The organism is Ureibacillus sp. FSL W8-0352, from assembly GCF_038004345.1.
GTDB classification, from domain to species: Bacteria; Bacillota; Bacilli; order Bacillales_A; family Planococcaceae; genus Ureibacillus; species Ureibacillus thermosphaericus.
Genome location: NZ_JBBOQT010000001.1, coordinates 770,330 through 789,274 on the forward strand (window position 1 = coordinate 770,330; position 18,945 = coordinate 789,274).

Below are 18,945 nucleotides of genomic sequence, written 5' to 3' on the forward strand. Positions count from 1 at the left end.
CATGAAGTCATTTAATAGTAAATGTATAATTGAACGGAATATTGGGTACCTGAAAACCCATAATTTAATAAAGGACTTTTTTATAATTAGATCAATTTTTGTTGTCGTTAAATTAATTAAAGTTGTATAAAAGTTTTAATTTTTTCAAAAATTATTGTTGACAATTTTTCCTTCTTGCATATAATTTTTCCTAAAAGAAACTTTTTTGTCATAAGAGAAAAGTTTGTCCGATTTATCTTGAAAATTTTTTGAATCAAAAGTTTCCTTAATACAACAATTATGCCTTTATACAAAAAAGAAATTAAAGGAATAATCTAAGTAAAAGAAAAAATATTAAGTTTTGTAAAATTTCTTGTTATCAAATCTTCCCTCACGCATATAAAGAAACATTTTATCTTGAAAGAAAATATGTATAAAATACATCCTAAATTTTTTTACCCAAAAAGTTTCCTTTGTGCAACATTTATTCCCTGAGAAAAAGGAGGAAATAAGATGAATAAATTAAAATTATTCGTTCTTTGTCTAATCTTTGTGTTTGGAAGTATTGTTCTATTATTAGAGGGATGTCAAGTAACAAATGAACAATCAGAAAAAACTGATGAAGTGGACAGTGGAAAAATTAAAATCGTAACAACTATTGCACAGATTGCTGAACCTATTGAAAAAATTGGTGGGTCATATGTGGAAGTAAAAAGTCTAATGGGTCCAGGTGTTGACCCACATTTATACAAAGCAACTCAAGGAGATATTGAAACATTACAAAAAGCAGATATTGTGTTTTACAACGGACTACACCTAGAGGGTAATATGGGTGAAATTTTCGAAAAACTAAAGAAATCCAAAAAAATATTAGCAATTGGTGAAACAATTAATGAAAATCGTTTACTTAAAGATGAACAAGGTGCCATCGATCCGCATATTTGGTTTGATTTAGATTTATGGAAAGACGCTTTAAATAGTGCAACAGAAATTTTAAAAGAGTATTTACCTAAACATGCTGAATACTTTGAACAAAATAAACAAAATTATTTCAAACAAATGGATGACTTGAAAGCCGAAGCAACAGAAAAATTATCTAGCATCCCTAAAAAACAACGAATCCTTGTAACTGCGCACGATGCATTTGGATATTTCGGCCGTATGTATGACATTGAAGTAGTCGGTTTACAAGGCCTAAGTACAGAAGATGAAGTTGGTTTATCTGATATACAATCAACGGTCGAACTATTAATTGAAAAACAAGTACCAGCTGTGTTTGTGGAAAGTAGCATTAATCCAAAATCCATACAAGCGGTTATTGAAGGAGCTAGTAAAGCAGGACTAAAAGTAGAACTTGGGGGAGAGCTTTTCTCAGATGCGATGGGTGAAGCGGGAACTGAAGAAGGAACTTATCTCGGAATGTATCGCCACAATGTGAACATGATTTATGAGGCATTGAAAGGGGAGAGCAAATCATGAATGTGCTAAATGTAGAAAATCTAAGCGCTGCCTATCGAAAAAACCTTGTGTTAAATGGCATTTCCTTTGCTATTCCTCAAGGATCGCTAACGGGTATTGTAGGACCTAATGGTGCAGGTAAATCAACTTTAATAAAAGTATTACTTGGGTTACATCCAAAATTAACAGGTAATGTTTCATTTTTTGGTTCAACATTAAGAGATGTAAAAAAAAGAATTGGTTATGTTCCTCAACGTGGTTCTGTTGACTGGGATTTTCCAACGAATGCATTGGATGTTGTATTGATGGGATTGTATGGACAGATTGGGTGGATAAAATGGCCAACTAAACGACATAAGGAAAAAGCGCTTAAAGCATTGGATAAAGTCGGTATGGCAAGTTACGCCAATCGGCAAATTAGTGAATTGTCAGGTGGTCAACAACAACGAGTATTTTTAGCAAGAGCGCTTATTCAAGATGCGGATTTATACTTCATGGATGAACCGTTAGCCGGAGTTGATGCAGCAACAGAACGAGCGATTATGACGATTTTAAAAGAATTAAAAAATAAAGGGAAAACTGTTTTAGTTGTACATCATGATCTTCAAACAGTAGAAGACTATTTTGATCAAGTATTATTTTTAAACAAAACAGTTGTCGCTTACGGTGATATTACCTCTACATTTTCAGTGAAAAATATTGAAAAAACCTATGGAGGAAGCGTTCGCTGGTTGAAAGAAGGTGTTGGTATTGTCAATCCTTCTATCCAGTAATTATCAGTGGGTATTGGTAAGCACGCTGCTTCTTGGAATTGCTTCAGGTTTAATTGGTAGCTTAGTTTATTGGAAAAAACAAAGTTTAATAAGTGATGCCCTTTCGCATGCAGCTTTGCCAGGTGTTGTTACTGCTTTTCTATTATTTCAAGTAAAAGATTTTTTTATATTAATCATTGGCGCAAGTCTAAGTGCACTTCTTGGTGCCTATTTAATCATGTTAATAAAATCAACAACCCGAATTTCCTCAGATACTGCGATGGGGTTAATTTTAGCAGTATTCTTTGGTGGAGGAATTGTGTTACTACCGATTGTTAATCGCACTAGTAGTGGAAACCAAGCTGGTTTAGATTCTTTCATTTACGGCCAGGCAGCATCTATGATAGGCCAAGATGTATTCATAACTTCTATTTTAGCAACCGTAGTGATTTTAATTATTATGATTGGCTTTAAGGAATGGAAATTGTATTTATTTGATCCAAACTTTGCGAAAGGGCTAGGACTTTCAATCAAAAGTATGAATACAATGTATTTACTTATATTGGTTTTAACAATTGTTATTGGAATTCAAGCAGTTGGTGTCATATTGATGTCAGCTTTACTCATTATACCGCCTGTTAGTGCTAGATATTGGACCCATTCCTTTAGAACAATGTTGTACTTGTCTGGTGTATTTGGCGGAATTTCTGGAGCATTAGGCACAACGATTAGTGCATTAGGGGTTAACTTTCCAACTGGACCATTTATTGTACTTACATCTGGTTCAATCTTTTTTATCTCTCTATTATTTGGAACAAAGAAAGGATTGATTATTGAGTATCTTATTAAGCGAAATAATAAGAAAGAAATTCAAAAACAATACCCTTCGCTTTCAATGAAGGAGGGGAATACATGACTTATACAATGTGGATTCTTTTAACTGCTTCACTTGTAGGAATTTCTTGTGGCATTGTAGGAGTATTTTTGATTTTGAGAAAAATGGCGATGATGGCAGATGCGATAAGTCATTCGGTCATTCTCGGGATTGTTATTGCATATTTATTGTCCCATAGTTTAAGTGGAATACACATGTTCATAGGTGCTGTAATTAGTGGGATATTGACAACTTACCTCGTTCAAATGCTCCATTCAAAAGGGGTACAACACGAATCATCAATTGGCGTTGTATTTACAATACTTTTTGCTTTAGGAATAATTCTAATTGCAACAAAAGTAGGGAATGCCCATCTTGATGTACAGCATGCTTTAATGGGAGAAATTTCCTTTATCCCATGGGATACGGTCCAAATTCCTCTACTTGGAAATATACCTGTAGCTACCTTAACGCTATTTATAGTATTAGTACTGATTATATTAATCATTGGATTATTTTATAAAGAATGGAAAGTTACAACGTTTGATCCTGCACTTGCAGCTAGTCTTGGAATTCCAGTAGTTGGATTACACTATTTATTTATGACACTTGTATCCATTACAACTGTAGCTAGCTTTGATGCTGTTGGTGCCATTATGGTCGTTGCCATGCTCATTACACCTGCTGCTGCTAGTTATCTATGGACAGATTCTCTTTTAAAAATGATCATTCTAAGTGCTATATTCGGTATACTATCAGCAATAGTAGGTTATTATTTTGCTGTATGGATTGATACATCCATTTCAGGGTCTATGGCACTTGCAACAGGAGTCGTTTTTTTCATAAGCTTTATCTTTTCCCCTAGACATGGATTGCTTTCAAATTGGATACGGCCTTCTAGGTTGAAAACATGAAAAGACTTTGAAAATAACAATAGGAGGAAAAGCGATGGTTTCTCCTAGTAAAGAGAAATATCTGATAGAGATTTTTGTGAATTTAAATGAAGAAGGATATACACGAGTTTCGCAATTAGCGAAATCATTGCAAGTATCCGTTCCTTCCGTTTCAAAAATGGTAAAAAAATTAAATGACGAAGAATATATTAAATTTCAACGGTATGGAATCATCACATTAACAGACAAAGGAAAAGATTTATGTGAACAGTTGCTAAAAAATCGACTTGTACTAATACGTTTTTTCAAATTTATTGGGGTAGAAGAAGAAATAGTGGAAGATGAAGTAAAAGCAATTCAACATAATCTAAGCGTAGATGTGATTGAAAAAATTGATGGATTTTTAGCAAAATACCAAAGTATGTAATGCTCTGCCGTTCCCAAGGCTATAAGTGTTCTGTCAGCACCTTAAACAGATTGATTGCCGAAGAAAGAAAAGAGTATTCCGCAAATACCGTGACACTTTCACTCCGAAAGAAAATCATCCATATCATATGGGACTTTGAAAAAGTGAATCATGAAGAAGAAATGAATGCCATCCACCCTCAATTGTTCGAAGAATTTCCGGCACTGTTAGAACTGGATCAGCTCGTTGGCAGTTTCCGGACATTACTCCATGCCAAAGCCAGTGACGGTTTAAGGAAATGGCTTGTTGCATACAAAGATTCCAAGTTTCAATATATCGATTCGTTTCTCAACGGAATAAAAGAAGATCAAAGAGCGGTTTGGCATAGCATTGTGCTTCCTTGGTCCAACGGGCCGGTGGAGGGACAAATCAATCGGCTGAAAACATTAAAAAGGTTAATGTATGGAAGAGCCAGCTTCCATCTATTGAGGAATCGTTTTCTTTATCGGTGGGACTAAATTAAAAAAATTTATAATAAACACGATGCCAAATTATCGTCACTTTTCCCAACAGTGGGTAAGAGCCATTCTATTTTAGCGTTTACAATTGAAAATTAATGGTACTTTATCATTTTTCATATTAACTAAATATTCCGTTGTCAATGAGTGTCAAAACGTGAAATATTGTTTTGACACTTTTTTATTGAATAGATTCACTTTTTATGTATAAAAAAGGTTCGTTTAGTTTCAAACGCCAAGAGCCGCTAATCCCGCACGACTGTAATCTCTTGCTCGATTTCTTCTTTATTTCCTTCAACATTTCGAAATTCTGTCATCGAAATTCCTCCAATATAAAAGTAATGGTACCAAGGAATAGATTTTTCGTGAAAATTTTGTTGAATCTACCGTTACGTGAGCTTTTATTGTTTTTGGCAAGTAGAAATTGTATGAAATGGCAATTAAAAATGCATACATACACTTGCCAAATTCCATGGTTAACGTTGAGAGATTGAGTCTTTGTATCGGTGACTTTCACCATTGAAGATGATTAAATGAGAATGATGAATCAGCCGATCAATGACGGCCTCTGTTAAAATGGGATCGCCAAAGACATTATTCCATTGGCTAAAAGGTAAATTGGTTGTCACAATGATGCTTTTGGTTTCATAACACATGGAAATAACTTGAAATAATAACTCTGCCCCCTGTTTATGCAATGGAATATAGCCCAATTCATCAAGAATCAAGAGATCCAACTTTTCGATTTGATTGAGAAATTTACCAAGGTCACCTTTTTCATTGGCCTCCAATAAAGCATTGACAATGGAGGCGGCCGTATAGAACTTCACTCTTTTTCCTTGTTTTTTCATCAAATTGAGGGCGATGAGAGTGGAAAGGAATGTTTTACCGGTTCCCACTCCGCCATAGAAGATAAGGTTTTCCTGATTTTTCGTAAACTCACCTTCTAAAATATAATCTTTTGTGATGCCTGGGGCTAGTTGAATCTCCCGCCAATCATAAGGTTTATTTGGAATTTTCGGCAATGTCGCCTGTTTTAGTAGTAAATTTATCCTTCTCTCATCTCGATGCTGCACTTCTCGTTCAAACAGCTTCAGTAAAAATTCCTCATTTGTTTCCGCATGGATGGTATGGTAATTGGCTGGAATCCAGCTTAATTTTAGTCTTTTGGCATATTCCTTAATCATTTGTTCCATGATGCCACATCTCCTTGGGATTCGAATAGGCGGTCATAATGCCTTACTCCTCGGATGGGCTTCCGGCATATCTGGAACGTGTTTTTTCGGTTGAATTGGCTCTCGTATACCTCTTCCATTGATTAATTGATAAAATACCTTGTTTTCTAAATGGATGAAACCGTACTTATCAGCCGTGACCTGCTCATATCGGACACATTCAAATTCTTTGGCTGGCAATTGAAGAAATAACGCTTGTTCTTCTTCAAATAATTCAGCGATGAGTCGCTCCTTCTCATAATGCGGACGATTCCAGTCCTTCTCACATTTCTCCCATAAAGATTCATTAAAACTTTCTAGTTGATAGATTGTTTGTTCAGGTAAAAAGAAATTGTTTCGAATATATTTCACCTTTGATTCGACATTCCCTTTTTCATTTCCGCTGGCTGGGTTGCAGAACTCGCATTCAAAGCCATAATGTAAAACGAATCGTTGAAATGTCTCTGTCAATTCTCTTTCTCCGTTTGGCAAGATCGTTTTTACGGCAGGGGAGAGATTATCAAAACGAATGACCCTTGGAACCCTTCCCATATAGTGAAAGATTCGTTTTAATCCTTCCAAGAAACATTCTTGATTTTGAGCTGGCATGACTTGCACATAGGCCGCATTACTGTAAGGGAATGAAACGACCAGGTAAGGAAAATCGACGTATTTCCCCTGATAGAGAAAAGGAGCTTCTCCAAAATCAACTTGAGCCGTTGCAGGTTTCGATTCTAAAGGTAACGCAGCTGGTTCACTTTGTTCGAGCAGTTCTTGTTTTCTTTTTGATACATAGAGCCGAACAGAACGATCTGAACCTGTAAATCCATATTCTTCTTTTAAGATTTCATACATTCGTTTCGCAGTTCTTCGATATTTTTTCTTCTTTGTCAAGTCCTCTTTAATCCATTGATCCAATATCGGTTTCACTGGATCCATCACTTTCGCTTTTCTCATTTGTTTAACTTTTGAGGGATTGAAGTCTTCCATTTCCGCATACTTCTTCACTGTTCTTGGATCACGATTCATTCTTTTGGCAATATCGGAATAGGAACATCCTTTTTGGTTTGCTTCATATCTGATATAATGAATTTCAGCCACTGCTAACATCTCCTTGAATACCTCCCGTTGAACTGTTTTGTCCAACTAGGAGGGTAGTGTATTTGGGGAATGTTGGCAAGTGGTTTTTTGTTTTATAGGACCTGCATAAATTAATTGCCAAACGTTACATTTTTAGGGCTCTTACGTTCTTTTGGTGAAACCATATATGTACAGTCCTTCATCTCTTTATTAATTTTTTAAAAAAACATTTTATAAATGATATAACACTCGTTTTTCAAGTAAATCCAGCTTTGCCCGGCCATACATGATTCGTTTCATCAGCTTCAATCGGTGAACATGGCCTTCCACAACTCCGTTACTGTAGGAAGTACTAAATGCCAGCTTAATCGACTGTAAATCCCTACGGAGTCGAAGTGCACAATCATATAAATGATTGTTTGGAGAAGACAATTGTTTTTCCAACCATTTGAAAAATGCCGGATAGTTCCGTTCATCAAATGCTTCTCTAAATGTTTGAACCATTTGGTGGAAAGAATGAAGGGATGGGTACATCTTAAAGGATTGTTCAAGAAGTTGCAGTTCCTTTTCTAAAAGTCTAGATTTTCGTTTCCAAACATATGAAATCATTTGCCGTCTGGAAATTCGAACGGAAGATTCCTTAATCCCCTGCCGTTTTCTTTCTTTTCGTATGCTTTCGACTGCAACGCGGACACCTGAAAGTGTCCCCGTATATCCATATTTACGAAGTTGCGCATCAATTTCACGGATGGTCTTGCCCTCTTGTTCGAGTTGCTGAATGTATTGCTCAAAACCATCGGTTTGCCGTTTTCGCTTTCTTTTTACTTGAACCGGCATCTCGGTTATGTTGAGATATTTTGAAATGGTTCGGGGATCCATATGAAATTCTCTGGCCAACTCCGCTTTTTTCTTTCCTTTTTTGTATTCCTGTTGAATGCTTTTGATCATCATCCATTTCTTTTCGGCTCTTTCTTTTTGTCTCCTTTGCAGTTTGGTTTCATGCGGAAAGGTTTGTTGGTCCGTTTCTTCTTTTTCCAACGTGATGACGGAAGGAAGAATCGAGGTGAGGCAAGCATCGATCTGCTTCTTTACCGCCCGGACAAAATGCCATCGGTCATATACTTGCAAAATACTTTGCGAAGCGTTCTGAATCCCTTTCCGAAAAGCCTGATAGCCATCACGACTGACAACTTGGATGTTTTGATGATTTTTTAGCCATTCTGATATGGTTTCCGGATAACGTTCCGGAAGTAATGCAACAGGCTTGTGCGTGCTCAGATCACAAATGATCGTGCCATAGCTGTGTCCTTTCCGAAAAGCAAAGTCATCGATTCCGATAAAAGGGGGACACCTCTTGATGAATCTCCGTTTTCCGAATAAGGGAGAGCAATACGTCATGGCTGACAGGGAGGGACAGGGCTTTCGCTACTTTTTCGCCATTGAGGCAGCTGGTGGAAAACGCGATTTTACGTAATACTTCTTCGGACCGTAAAGTTCGGCGTCCATTTTTGGAAATCCAATCATACCGTTCAGTAAAAATTTTTTGGGTGCAATTGGGTTGGTCGCAAAACCATTTTCTTGTGATAAGCAGGATGGAAACAGCTTTTCCGGCAATCGGCAAATCTTGAATCATGCGTGTATATCGGCTGTGTGGACGTGTGGAAGGCACTTGGCAATGAGGACAAGGGCAGGATTCATGAGTGCTTCGAACAATAAAGGTAATGGAGGATGGTTCTTCTTGAATATCGAGAACTTCTAGGAAAGGATCTGGTGAAGACCAATGGATTTGACGATTCATCATTCATCACACCTTTTCTTTTATTATACTATAAAAGTAAAATTATAGGCCTTCACCAAAATTGCGTAAGAGCCATTTTTAGTTTGCCATAAACACTTTTATAATGAAGAAAAGGATGTGAAATATATGTATACAATTGGTCAATTTGCTAAAAAAACAGGGATGACGATTCGAGCTCTCCGCTTTTATGACGAGAAAGGTATTTTAAAACCTGCAGCTCTAACAGATGGCGGACAAAGACTGTATAATGATGAGAATATTGTCGAAGCTCAAAAAATTGCGACATATAAGTACTTGGATTTTTCGATTGAAGAAATGAAAGCACTCCTAAAAGAGGAAGTTCCGCTGCTCGATTCACTTAAAGAGCAAAAGTCGATGCTTGAAGAAAAGAAAAAACATATTGAATCCATTATTAACACTTTGGATACGGCTATTTCGATTTATGAAAAAGTACAAGTGTCTGAACCTACACTGCTTCTTCTTGTGATGCATTCATTGCTAACGGAAGATGAGCAAAAGTCGTTTTTGCTTAAATTTGTCGATGAAGAAATAGTAGAAGAAATGTATTCAATGATGAAGATGAATTTTGTCGAAATTAACCGTCGTTATATCGAAGCATGCTACCAACTGAAAATTGCCTATAGTGAAAATGCACCAGATGAAGAAGTAAAAGAGTTGATTTGGAAATTGTTAAATATTATGCCGCAGGATTTGCTAATCAAAATTGCCGAGGCATTTAAGGATGTAGAAAATTTAGAAGTAGATACTTGGCTCTTCCCATCACCATTCACGCAAGATGAAGAACAATGGCTTTTGGAGCAAATGGCTAAGCATCAAGTGTTAGGGGATGATTTTTTTGAAGCTGAAAATGGATGAATTATGGCAATTGATGAAGAAAAGCCAATTTCCAAAAAAATTAGTCGCATTCGTATTAGTACTCGGGCTTTTCGACACAGCTCTTGGACTTACGGTTCCGTTATTAACGGTAAATTTAATCAATGGTTTTTCTGTTGAAGATTTCGATTGGTCGACTTTAATGCTTGTTGTGTTTGCTCTGATTTTACAAGCAATATTCAGTGGGTTAACGTTCTTTTTTATGCGAAAACTTGGCGAACGAGTTGTTGCGAACATGCGAAAATTTTTATGGAGTCATGTGCTAAGACTAAAAGTATCCTTTTTTGATCGAAACGAAACGGGCAGCATTCTTAGTCGAATTACACAAGATACAAGCATAGTGAAAGAACTTGTAACAGACCAACTAGTGAGTTTTGTGACAGGAATTTTTACAATCATTGGTGCGATCGGAATTTTGCTTTGGCTTGATTGGAAAATGACCCTTCTAATGCTTATTTCTGTACCTCTTGCAATTGTGGTCATGCTGCCCCTAGGTTCAAAAATGCACAAAATCGCAAAAGAAAACCAAGATCAACTAGCGAAATTTAGTGGACAACTTGGCAGAATTTTATCCAATATTCGATTAATCAAATCAACACAAGCTGAAGAGAAAGAAACAAAGGAAGGCGCGCAAAATATTGAAGGCCTATATGGCTATGGCGTTAAAGAGGCTAGAATAATGGCCATTTTATCGCCAATTATGACGCTTATTATGATGGTGGTGCTTATTTTAATTTTCGGGTATGGTGGAGCACAAATTGCATCAGGCAATATTTCAGCTGGAGAGCTGGTTGCGATCATGATTTATTTAGTGCAAATCATCATCCCGTTTACACAAATGGCTACGTTTTTCACAGCACTTCAAAAGGCGCTTGGTGCCACTGAACGCATTCAGCAAATTTTAAAGGAACCTATTGAAATAAAAGAAGGTATAGACTTACCAGAAACGCTTCAAGACTTAGTGTTTGAAAACGTGACGTTCCGCTATACTGATAAAGATGTATTAAAAAATATGAGCTTTACAATACCTGCTGGAAAGACAACCGCCTTTGTCAGCCAAAGCGGCGGTGGAAAAACAACGATATTTTCATTGATTGAACGATTTTACGAGGCATCGTAAGGGACCATTCGATATGGTCGCACGGACATTACGCAATTTGATTTGTATAAATGGCGAAATTTGATTGGCTACGTATCTCAAGAAGCCCCACTTTTGAATGGAACCATTCGGGATAATTTAAAGTATGGTAATCCAAATGCAACAGAAGAAAAAATGAAAGAAGCGTTAAAAGCAGCTTTTGCTTGGGATTTTGTCGATAAATTGCCAGAAAAGCTGGATACATCCGTTGGAGAAAACGGTATTAAGTTATCGGGAGGGCAAAAGCAACGAATCGCCATAGCCCGTGCGATCTTACGAAACCCTCAGCTCCTTTTACTGGACGAGGCAACTTCCAACCTTGACAATGAATCCGAGCGGGAAGTACAACTCGCCTTATCGAACTTAATGAAGGGGAGAACAACGATAGTTATCGCTCATCGACTATCCACTATTACAAATGCTGATCAAATTCTTGTTTTTGAAGATGGCCATCTTTCAGGAAAGGGCACTCACCATGAATTATTAAAAAATCATTCTTATTACAAACAGCTTTGGGAAAACATTACTTAATAAAGGCCGGGACAAAGAGTTAAATAAGCACCCTATTCGGGTGCTATTTTTTTTAAAAAAAATGGCACTCTTTCTTGATGTAAATAGTAATAATTACGATTATCAACGAATACATTATGGAGAAAATAATTTTTTCTGCGGATTTTAGTAAATGAAAGTGGGAGTTCGGATGCAAACGAAATTGAAAAATGTTAACCAGTTTTTATCCCTTTTGCTTATAGGGTTTTTCCTTTTGTTTTTGGTTCCTATTTTTATTGATTACGAAGGATTTGCTTTACCAAAATCCTTTTATCAATTTAATACCATTTTTCTTAGTATTTTAATAGAAGCAATTCCATTTGTGTTGATTGGAGTGTTAATAGCGGGATTTATCCAAATGTTTATTACGGAGGATCATATTCGAACGTTCATTCCAAAGAATAAAATATTGGCAATTTGGATGGGCTGTATTATTGGATCCCTGTTTCCGGCATGCGAATGCGGGATTGTGCCGATTGTCCGGCGTTTAATTGAAAAAGGGGTGCCCCTTTATGCGGGAGTGGCTTTTTTATTGACGGGACCTTTAATTAATCCCATTGTGATATTATCGACTTATATGGCCTTTGGAAATGATTTGGAAATGGCATTGCTCCGGATGGGAGTCGGATTTGTGGCCGCTTTACTCATTGCATTCATCGTCAGTATACTCTATCCATCGAATCAACTTAAACGGGTGAATAAAAAGAAGACGATCATTTTGAAGAAAAGGCGGCCGATTGGGACAAGAATCATGGATATGTTCAAACATTCAATCGATGAATTTTTCGACATGAGCAAGTATTTAATTATTGGTGCGATGGTAGCGGCATTATTTCGAACGTTCGTGTCAATACAAAGCTTATTTCCATTTGGAGATGGATTGCTTCATTCGACAGTTGTCATGATGGTGCTTGCTTATGTTTTATCATTATGTTCGGAAGCGGATGCATTTATTGCGGCATCATTTAAAACGATGGTTCCTTCAACATCCATCTTAGCCTTTCTCGTTTATGGCCCGATGATTGATTTGAAAAATACTTTTATGTTACTCAGTGTGTTTAAATTCAAATTTGTAGTTGGACTATTTATTCTCATAACTTCCATTGTTTTTACGTTTGTTACTTTAACGAATTTTCTTTAGGAAGGGGATTGAATGGGTATCAACACGCAGCAATCATTGAAAGCAATAATCCTGGGGTTGTTCGCATTATTTTTTCTCAAGCTTCATTTGACAGGGGATATTGGGAAATACATTAATCCGAAATACGATTTTATGAGTAAGATTGCAATCGGTATTTTTTTGATTTTCTTGTTGATTCAAGTGCCAAGAATTTTTCAAAAGGGGCATGCCCATCACGATTGTACGAATCATTGCTGCCATCATCATCATGAAAAATGGAATGTCGGGAAAATCATAAGTTTTGCCATCGTTATTTTTCCAATCATGACTGGTTTGACATTTGCTCCTGCAACATTAAATTCTTCGCTTGCTGCCAATAATGGGTCAATCCTTTCACAAATCAGTTATCAAAAAGAAGAAGCGTCATTGGAAGAATTGCTCAATCAAAATTCGGAGTCATTAACGGAAAAAGAATCGATTGATATTTACTCCAGTGATTATGAGCCATTAGTAAACGAAAATTATTTAACGGAAGAGGAAATAAAATCAAAACATGAAAAACTCCAAAATGCGGAAATTATTGAAATGGATGAGGATATTTTTATTTCCTATTACAGCAGCATTAACGATAATCCATCATCCTTTGAAGGCAGAACGATCAAAATGAAAGGATTTGTATTTAAAGAAGGGGATTTTACGGAAAATCAGTTTGTCCTATCGAGATTTTTTATTACCCATTGTGTTGCTGATGCGAGCGTGATCGGATTTTTGGCGGAATTGGACGGGGCCGATCAATTACAACAGGATTCATGGTTGGAAATCGAAGGAGGATTGGCTGTTGCAAATTATCATGGAATGGAAATCCCCAAAATCAGCGTCACAAATTGGAAAATCATTGAGGAACCTGAAGAACCGTATATATTCCCGATTCAAACATGGGTAGAATAAACGATTTCATCCAAAAAAGCTTATTATGTTTCGGGCAGAACCATTACAGGTATCTGTTTCTTCCATTTTGGCCTATTATAACAGTTCACGCATTCGGATGCTTTACACCGCGTGCTGTTATAATAGGTTTTAATTTTACAGAGACAATGAAGTCATTTGGAAGTAGGCTTCGTAAGTTTAGGGAATATCGAAAAAACGAAAGAGGGGAAAATTTACATTCCCTCTTATCAATGGCAGTACGTTATTCAAAAAACTTCGCCACATTTTGATTCCGCATGGCTTCTTGTTTTTGTTTGTTGTTTACATGGGTATAAATTTGCGTGGTACTTAAATTGGTATGGCCCATCAACTCTTGTACCGTCACAAGATCGACCCCTTCCCGCACAAGTCTTGTGCCGAACGTATGTCTCAATTTATGGGAAGATAACTTTTTGCTTTGTAAATAATGGAAGTCGGGTAAACTTTTCAGCCTATTGAATGCCTCTTCTGAAATCATTTGAATTCTTCTTCTTGAAAGTCTTTCTCCCCGTTTTGAAACAAAAAAGGCATTGCGATGTTCCTGCTTTGGCGTTGGCCGATACATGTGTTCGTACTCCATTAGTAAATGAAACAAGGGGGCAGGCAATGGAATATAGCGAGCTTTGCTCCCTTTTCCCATGACATTAATGCCGGGTTCGTTTTCATCCCGAATGAGATCTGATGTGTTTAAATGATAGATTTCAATGACACGTAATCCAGCCAGACTCATAAGCATCAATATGCATTTATTACGGATATGGTATTGGTCATGTTTAATGCATTGAAATAGCAAACGAAGCTCTTCATCGTTTAAATAGGTGGGCAATGGATTTTTTTCAGTTTTTGCTATATCGATTTCAAGAGCCGGGTTAAAGTTCAGCTCCTCCGCTTTCACAAGGGATTTAAAAAACGTTCGCAAAGACATCAATCTCCGGTTGCGCGTTGTTTTTGCCTTGCCTTTTTGCGTTTTCCTCAAATATTCTTGGATATTTTTCGATCCCACTGTGTCGAGTGGAATCAACTTTTCTTCCTTTTCAAACAGGAAAGTTAGAAAAGACTGCACATCAGATAGATAACATTTAATTGTATAAGGCGAATAGCCCAAATCCTCCAGATAGGTTTTAAAAATATCGATTTCATTTTCATAATGGTCTAAGACTTGTTGTGATTCCATCATCTAAACCTCTTTTCAGGCCTTGTAGTTTCTGAATCAGCTTTTTCATCAAATAATCTATTGAGTCCATAAGATAGGGGATTGTTCGTTAAACAAAGGAAATTCAAAAATTAAAAACATAACTGCATATAATATACATTATATGCAGTTAAAAGTAAAATAAAGGAATAATTTTCATTATTAAATACGTGCTGTATAAACGATTTACAGCTCATTTTGAAGGGAGTTATTCATTCAATTAGATTTCGATGCGTCTGAGAGTGCATGGTTTTAATGAAAAAATGGGTGAAAATCCAGTAGTATCAACGATTTGAAGTGAATTTATTGCGAAAATTTTGATCGAAGAGGATGATTGCCTTAACTATAGAGATAAATTGAAATAGTGAGTTTGTTAAGCAGCACAATTTTTTCATGCTAAGTATAGAAACTTGATTTAGTGGCTATACTTAGTTTTTTTCATTTGTCATATCCTTTTATTCATTTGGACATTCTAATTGTACAGTGTATCGATTAGTATGGAGTCCATCACAATTATGTCAATGAAAGGAGTGAAGTGATGCCGATTCATTTATATATCGAACAGTACTTTCAACAACATCCGGAAGCAAGGAAAACGGGGATTAAAGTAAAAAATCCACCTTTAGAAAAACGTCCAAAAGTATTTCAAGTGGAAGATCGGTTTGTTCAAGTAGGGAATTCTGAGATTCCCATTCGCATTTATACACCAAATGAAGCGAAAAAACATCCTATTTTCATTTTTTTCCCCGGAGGAGAATTTATTCCGGGTGGTGTTGAAAGCTATGATGTCAGTTGCCGAATGATTTGTTCTTTAACTGGCTACAAAGTGATTGCAGTCGATTATGATACGAATTCGGATGAAGCATCAATGCTTCAACGTTGTTATAACGTAACAAAATGGATTATAGAACACGCTGAAGAATTAGGAGGCCATTCGGATCATATTGCAATAGGCGGTCCAAGTTTGGGCGCACATTTTGCCATCAGTATTGTTCTTGATTTCACGATTCAGCAAAATTTCCAATTTAAAAAGCAAGTGTTACATTATCCAATTATTCAATTAGACCAACATATAAAGAACAGTCCCCATATTTCAAGAATGCTTTTTAATGGAAAGTACGGAATTGATTTAACATTGCATTCGTTGAATATCTCCAATCTTGAAGATACATCTATTTCCTATTATGCCCCCCTTCACACAAATAATAAGTATTTAGCTCAAATGCCACCCACTTTAATTTTTGTTGCGGAATACGATCCTTTATGTGATGAAGGAGAATATTTTGCAGAGACATTAAAAAATACTGGTGTTGATGTAAAACTTGTTCGCTTTGATGGAAACGTTCATGGTTTTATGCAAAGTTTTCCGGGTTCACCAGATTACATGCGGGGATATGAAATAACTGCGGAATTTTTACTACGATGATGAACAAAAGTCTGTGCCTGTTAAGTAATGTTGGCACAGACTTTTAATTATTAACTGAACAAGAGTAGACCAGCACGTGGTTGTCATGCTTCTGCACAAGTTTGTGGTTCATCTGCAAGTGATGTATTCATCCATATGAGCGATTTAGTTATCTGCACAAGTGATATATTCATCCGCACGATTATTCATTTATCCGCACAAGTGTTCTACTTTTTCGCACGAGCGATTTAGTTATCTGCACGAGTAACATCTTCATCCGCACAAGGGATATATTTATCTGCACATGCGACATATTCATACGAACAAGTGTTTTATCTATCCGCACGAGCAGATATATAAACTGTACGATAAAGCATTTTAATGGATTCACTACTTCCATCACACTTTTTTATTTTCTTCTTGGAAAATTTATGAGATAAATATTGATAAGGATAGGAGAGAGGAGTGGGGGATGTGAGCCAAATACAAACAGTTGTTGAATGGATTCGTTCATCGAAAAAAACAATTGTATTGACTGGTGCGGGTATGTCAACAGAAAGTGGGGTGCCCGATTTTCGTTCTGTATCTGGTTGGTGGACAAAAACTGACCCGCAGCAAGTTGCAACAGTTGATGCTTTAGAATCTAATTATCCGTTGTTTCATGAATTTTATTCTATGAGAATTAATTTACTGGACAAATGTTCTCCCCATGAAGGACATTATATTCTTGCGGATTGGGAGAAAAGAGGAATCCTTCAACACATTGCTACTCAAAATGTCGACGGATTTCATTCAAAAGCAGGCAACACCCAAGTAGAAGAGTTGCACGGATCCATCTATACATTTCGTTGCCATTCGTGTGGAAGAAGCGCTTCAAAAGAAGCTTTTTTAGCCAAGGAACGTTGTGCTCATTGCCAAGGAAACTTAAGACCAAATGTTGTGTTATTTGGTGAAATGCTTCCTGAAAAAGCATGGCACAATGCATTATTAAATATTCAAAGTGCAGATTTAGTCATTGTTATTGGAACAAGTTTGGAAGTATATCCAGTAAACCAACTTCCTAAGATGACCAAAGGAAAAAAAGTGTACATCAATAAAGAAATTGCACATCATTCAACCTACTTTGATTGTATATTAGAAGGAAAAGCCAAGGAAGTTTTAATCAATTTACAAGAGCGATTAGAAAAAAATTATTAATATTGTTTTTGTACTGGACCCTTCTCCACTGGTTTGAGGTGGGTTCATTCTATTTGAATTATCATTATATAGCAAATAACATAAAGGTAGAAAATATGGTGAAAATAAAGAAAATTATTGATTGAAAAATCATTGAAATTTTCAATGTATAGAACCTAAAATAAAATGAATTACATTTTGCAAGAGGTGCTTATTTATGTGGGTCGGGGCAGCATTGTCTACCATGTTTTGTTTTGGTGCAAATAATATGATTTTTAAATGGAGTACTACTAAAGGGTACTCAAAAATACATATTCAACTTTATTTTTATTTGATTGCTTTTATTTTAACATTGATTTATGGATTAATTGTCGGATTACATAATTTGAACTTTGCTTCGGTTGTACTCGGAGCGATAATCGGAGTATTAAATACAAACGGCAACATTCAAATGTCTAAAGCCTTTGAAAAAGGACCAGCAAGCATCACCAGTTCATTAATTAGTATGAATGCAATCATTCCTATTTTAAGCGCAGCATTAATTTTTCATGAACACATTACGCTCCTGCAATGGATTGGCATTATCATCATGATTTGTTCAGCTGTTTTGATTCAATATTCTCCTTCCAATCATATGCATATAGAATATTTACCTTGGATGATGAGAATTAGCTTTGCCATTCTCTCACTTGGTGTTCTCGGTATATTGATGAAAGCATCTACATATTTGCACATTCAGCCACTCAACATGTTAATTTGCATGTACGGCGGAGGTACCGTCTATTTAATGATTAACAGCTTCATTCAAAAAGAGAAATGGCAGACACCGGAAGCAAAAATTGGTTTTGTGGTAGGAATAATTAGTGTAATTGGATATAGTTGTTATTTCTTTGCTTTACAAACGGGAATTGCAAGTATAGTATTTTCCATCGTATCATTAAGCTGCTTAGTCGTAGTTTGTGGAAGTTTTGTCGTATTTCATGAAAAACTAAAATTGTATCAAATCGTTGGGATAATCACGGCATTGATGGGCATTATCTTTACAAAGATATGATTCAGTGAGGGTCAAATGCGGCCCTCATTTTCATTTCTATGAACAATTGTTGCGACATTTCAATATATATAGCGGAAACAAGAAACAGTCAATATTACTAAAAGAGAGCTTGAATAGTTCGGGCATTTCTTCTCTTCGTATAAATGGTGAACAATACATATTTGCACATGCTCCTATTGAATCAGTTGGCTTTGGATTAATTTTAGAAACGCCGGAAAAAATTGTATTAAATGAAGCGAAAACGATTCAGCATACTACATCACATTAATGAAGTATTAAATAGCTCAATGCAAACATCAAGCAGCATTCAAGAAATTGCTTCTGCATCAGAACAGCAACATGGTACAATGCAAGAAATTGTTTCGGCAGCAAATGAATTAGCAAAAATGGCAGAAACATTAAACGAAACAGCGCAAAAATTTAAATTTTAAATAATTTTTCTAGTTTATTTACTTAGGGTGTCTAGAGAAATTTTTGAC

Annotated in this window: 19 protein-coding genes and 1 pseudogene; 15 read left to right on the forward strand and 5 right to left on the reverse strand. The window is 36.2% G+C overall.

The genetic code is table 11. From position 1 onward, the window contains the following. The first annotated feature begins 492 nt into the window (after positions 1 to 492). From NST98_RS03890 to NST98_RS03915, 6 genes are all read left to right on the forward strand, one after another. Positions 493 to 1,458 carry a metal ABC transporter solute-binding protein, Zn/Mn family gene (locus NST98_RS03890; protein ID WP_328219870.1) on the forward strand — a complete coding sequence of 322 codons (966 nt, stop codon included), beginning with the start codon at positions 493 to 495 and terminating at the stop codon, positions 1,456 to 1,458. Then, positions 1,455 to 2,210, forward strand: a complete 756-nt coding sequence (locus NST98_RS03895; RefSeq protein ID WP_328219871.1) for a metal ABC transporter ATP-binding protein — start codon at positions 1,455 to 1,457, stop codon at positions 2,208 to 2,210. The genes NST98_RS03890 and NST98_RS03895 overlap by 4 nt, the downstream gene beginning before the upstream one ends. Next, positions 2,188 to 3,105 (forward strand): metal ABC transporter permease, encoded by a 918-nt coding sequence (locus NST98_RS03900; RefSeq protein ID WP_340714492.1) that lies wholly within the window; start codon positions 2,188 to 2,190, stop codon positions 3,103 to 3,105. Before NST98_RS03895 ends, NST98_RS03900 begins: the two co-directional genes overlap by 23 nt. Further along, positions 3,102 to 3,977, forward strand: coding sequence for a metal ABC transporter permease (locus tag NST98_RS03905; protein ID WP_328219873.1), 876 nt, complete (start codon positions 3,102 to 3,104; stop codon positions 3,975 to 3,977). Before NST98_RS03900 ends, NST98_RS03905 begins: the two co-directional genes overlap by 4 nt. A 34-nt stretch (positions 3,978 to 4,011) precedes the next feature. Beyond that, positions 4,012 to 4,383 carry a metal-dependent transcriptional regulator gene (locus NST98_RS03910; RefSeq protein ID WP_328219874.1) on the forward strand — a complete coding sequence of 124 codons (372 nt, stop codon included), beginning with the start codon at positions 4,012 to 4,014 and terminating at the stop codon, positions 4,381 to 4,383. Between the two features lie 89 nt (positions 4,384 to 4,472). Then, positions 4,473 to 4,880, forward strand: coding sequence for a transposase (locus NST98_RS03915; RefSeq protein WP_412766691.1), 408 nt, complete (start codon positions 4,473 to 4,475; stop codon positions 4,878 to 4,880). 476 nt (positions 4,881 to 5,356) lie between these two features. Here NST98_RS03915 and istB read toward each other — a convergent pair whose 3' ends face one another. The 4 genes from istB to NST98_RS03935 all read right to left on the reverse strand — a co-directional run bounded on the left by istB (position 5,357) and on the right by NST98_RS03935 (position 8,975). After that, positions 5,357 to 6,076: an IS21-like element helper ATPase IstB gene (gene istB / locus NST98_RS03920; RefSeq protein ID WP_013399917.1), complete on the reverse strand. Its 720-nt coding sequence runs from the start codon at positions 6,074 to 6,076 to the stop codon at positions 5,357 to 5,359. 33 nt (positions 6,077 to 6,109) lie between these two features. Further along, positions 6,110 to 7,204 (reverse strand): IS21 family transposase, encoded by a 1,095-nt coding sequence (istA, locus tag NST98_RS03925; protein ID WP_340714493.1) that lies wholly within the window; start codon positions 7,202 to 7,204, stop codon positions 6,110 to 6,112. Positions 7,205 to 7,405: 201 nt separating this feature from the next. Next, positions 7,406 to 8,572 (reverse strand): ISL3 family transposase, encoded by a 1,167-nt coding sequence (locus NST98_RS03930; protein WP_340714494.1) that lies wholly within the window; start codon positions 8,570 to 8,572, stop codon positions 7,406 to 7,408. Next, complete coding sequence (locus tag NST98_RS03935) at positions 8,499 to 8,975, reverse strand: transposase family protein (RefSeq protein WP_340714495.1); 477 nt, start codon at positions 8,973 to 8,975, stop codon at positions 8,499 to 8,501. The genes NST98_RS03930 and NST98_RS03935 overlap by 74 nt, the downstream gene beginning before the upstream one ends. Positions 8,976 to 9,098: 123 nt before the next feature. Here NST98_RS03935 and NST98_RS03940 point away from each other — a divergent pair, with 123 nt between their 5' ends. The 4 genes and pseudogenes from NST98_RS03940 (at position 9,099) to NST98_RS03955 (ending at position 13,621) form a co-directional block, all read left to right on the forward strand. Next, entirely contained in the window at positions 9,099 to 9,848 is a 750-nt protein-coding gene (locus NST98_RS03940; protein WP_445684052.1) for a MerR family transcriptional regulator, read from the forward strand. Further along, a pseudogene (locus NST98_RS03945) lies at positions 9,820 to 11,535 on the forward strand (ABC transporter ATP-binding protein). Before NST98_RS03940 ends, NST98_RS03945 begins: the two are co-directional and overlap by 29 nt. Before the next feature lie 169 nt (positions 11,536 to 11,704). Next, on the forward strand, positions 11,705 to 12,694 hold the full coding sequence (locus tag NST98_RS03950) for a permease (protein WP_328219864.1): 990 nt from the start codon (positions 11,705 to 11,707) through the stop codon (positions 12,692 to 12,694). Positions 12,695 to 12,781: 87 nt separating this feature from the next. After that, positions 12,782 to 13,621, forward strand: a complete 840-nt coding sequence (locus NST98_RS03955; RefSeq protein ID WP_340715664.1) for a TIGR03943 family putative permease subunit — start codon at positions 12,782 to 12,784, stop codon at positions 13,619 to 13,621. Positions 13,622 to 13,862: 241 nt separating this feature from the next. Here NST98_RS03955 and NST98_RS03960 read toward each other — a convergent pair whose 3' ends face one another. After that, complete coding sequence (locus tag NST98_RS03960; RefSeq protein ID WP_340714497.1) at positions 13,863 to 14,816, reverse strand: tyrosine-type recombinase/integrase; 954 nt, start codon at positions 14,814 to 14,816, stop codon at positions 13,863 to 13,865. A 553-nt stretch (positions 14,817 to 15,369) separates the two neighbouring features. Between NST98_RS03960 and NST98_RS03965 the strand changes: the two genes are divergently transcribed. The 5 genes from NST98_RS03965 (at position 15,370) to NST98_RS03985 (ending at position 18,897) form a co-directional block, all read left to right on the forward strand. Next, positions 15,370 to 16,257 (forward strand): alpha/beta hydrolase, encoded by an 888-nt coding sequence (locus tag NST98_RS03965; RefSeq protein ID WP_340714498.1) that lies wholly within the window; start codon positions 15,370 to 15,372, stop codon positions 16,255 to 16,257. Between the two features lie 453 nt (positions 16,258 to 16,710). Further along, a complete protein-coding gene (locus NST98_RS03970) occupies positions 16,711 to 17,433 on the forward strand; it encodes an SIR2 family NAD-dependent protein deacylase (RefSeq protein WP_340714499.1) in 723 nt (240 codons plus the stop codon). Between the two features lie 196 nt (positions 17,434 to 17,629). Further along, complete coding sequence (locus NST98_RS03975) at positions 17,630 to 18,466, forward strand: DMT family transporter (RefSeq protein ID WP_340714500.1); 837 nt, start codon at positions 17,630 to 17,632, stop codon at positions 18,464 to 18,466. Between the two features lie 109 nt (positions 18,467 to 18,575). Next, positions 18,576 to 18,734 carry a hypothetical protein gene (locus tag NST98_RS03980; RefSeq protein ID WP_340714501.1) on the forward strand — a complete coding sequence of 53 codons (159 nt, stop codon included), beginning with the start codon at positions 18,576 to 18,578 and terminating at the stop codon, positions 18,732 to 18,734. 19 nt (positions 18,735 to 18,753) lie between these two features. Further along, complete coding sequence (locus NST98_RS03985; protein ID WP_340436477.1) at positions 18,754 to 18,897, forward strand: hypothetical protein; 144 nt, start codon at positions 18,754 to 18,756, stop codon at positions 18,895 to 18,897. The last annotated feature ends 48 nt before the right edge of the window (positions 18,898 to 18,945 follow it).